The sequence below is a fragment of the Methylophaga sp. UBA1464 genome, from assembly GCF_002325665.1.
Classification (GTDB): domain Bacteria; phylum Pseudomonadota; class Gammaproteobacteria; order Nitrosococcales; family Methylophagaceae; genus Methylophaga.
Genome location: NZ_DCSO01000024.1, coordinates 2,711 through 4,281, shown reverse-complemented (window position 1 = coordinate 4,281; position 1,571 = coordinate 2,711). Strand labels below are relative to the sequence as shown.

General features: G+C 46.6%; 2 protein-coding genes. Both read right to left on the bottom strand.

Annotated features, from left to right (window positions below; all coding sequences use genetic code 11):
* Nucleotides 1-253: GTP-binding protein (locus B3O33_RS02475; protein ID WP_292362859.1), on the bottom strand; the 253-nt coding region annotated here is incomplete at its 3' end.
* Between the two features lie 76 nt (nucleotides 254-329).
* Nucleotides 330-1,571, bottom strand: a 1,242-nt coding sequence (locus B3O33_RS02470) for a sensor domain-containing diguanylate cyclase (protein ID WP_292362858.1), incomplete at its 5' end; no start/stop codon positions are given.

The window sequence follows — 1,571 nt, the reverse complement described above, 5'->3', positions numbered from 1 at the left end:
TAACGATGCGATCTTTATAGGGAAACTGCATCACCGAAGAGGTCACCGAAATGCCCCGTTCCTTTTCCATTTCCATCCAGTCTGAAGTGGCATGTCTGTCAGTTTTACGTGATTTCACACTGCCCGCCATCTGAATGGCACCGCCGAATAACAACAGTTTTTCAGTCAGGGTGGTTTTACCGGCATCAGGGTGACTGATAATGGCAAAAGTACGGCGTTTTGAGACTTGTTTCTGTAACAGGCTTTCGGACATAGTGACTCAGTATAAAATTAGATAGGCCAAGCAGACTTGGCAGCATGCGCAACAAACCGCGTATTTTGGATGAAAATCAAGACCCAGACAATTCGGCACTTGCTGATTCAACACGATTACGCCCAGATTGCTTGGCTCGATACATCGCCTGATCGGCTCTTTCTAACAACTGCTTGCGACTTTCATTGCCCGGTATTGCTTGAGCTACGCCTATGCTGACAGTAATTATTCCAGCGGTATCGAACTGAACGCTTTCAATATGTTTACGTAAACGTTCTGCCAGAGCCATGGCTTCATCCAGAGCATTATGCGATGCCAGAACAATAAATTCCTCACCGCCCCAGCGGCCTAAATAGTCACTGGTACGCAGTTTGGATTGGACCTCTTCCGCAAGCCTGGTTAACACCTGATCCCCGGCATCATGCCCATAGTTGTCATTGACTGATTTGAAACGATCAATATCAAACAGTAACACCGAGCAAGGATGATCATAACGCTCGGCAGCAGCGAGTTCTGCATCAATGGCTAACTCCATTCGATAACGGTTCCAGGTTTTGGTCAGGGTATCGGTATGGGCAATTTCTTTAAGCTGTTTGTTGGCAAGCTGTAACTGGGTGTTCAGCCGGTTGACTTGATGCACGGTAATCGCAACAGCCAAATCCTCAGCCAGATCCTGTGCTGCATGCTGTTCATTCACAGACCAGCGATTAGCCTCATCCTCTATGGTTTCCATCCAAATCTCATGACCGCGTTCTTCAATACGTTTAAGTGGATTTGGGGTTTCTGCTTCGATTATCTGTTTTTTACCGACCCAGTTATGTTGTGCTTTTTGGGCCCGGCGGAACAACAAAAACCATCCGGATTGATTTTGCTCAATCGGTAAGGGAACGGCCAGCAATCCTGCCCGATTGCGAACGTTGACCAAATTATTCAAGGGACTCTTTGACAGTTGATCACATGCCCAACACATTTTCTGTCCGACATGCTCTGTAAGCCACTTGCCAACAATGTCCAACTCATAATCATCCAGGGTTTCACCAACACACCTCACCTGATTACGATATAACAGAGCAATGCCCGTGCAATTAAACAATTGCATCCAGTCCTTGCCATATTTATCGAGTAAGGTTGTCGGCTGAATTACTTTGTCGCGTTCAGCCGATAGCAGTTCACGACTGTTTAAGACATTTTTCAAAAACATTGCTTGCTGCCGCGCTTGCAGCAAAAACATACGTTGACTTGCCATTTGCACCAAATTAAATGCCGCATCCCGTTCAGCCGGCGATATTTCACTGGGAGTGAAATCATGGCAGGTCAG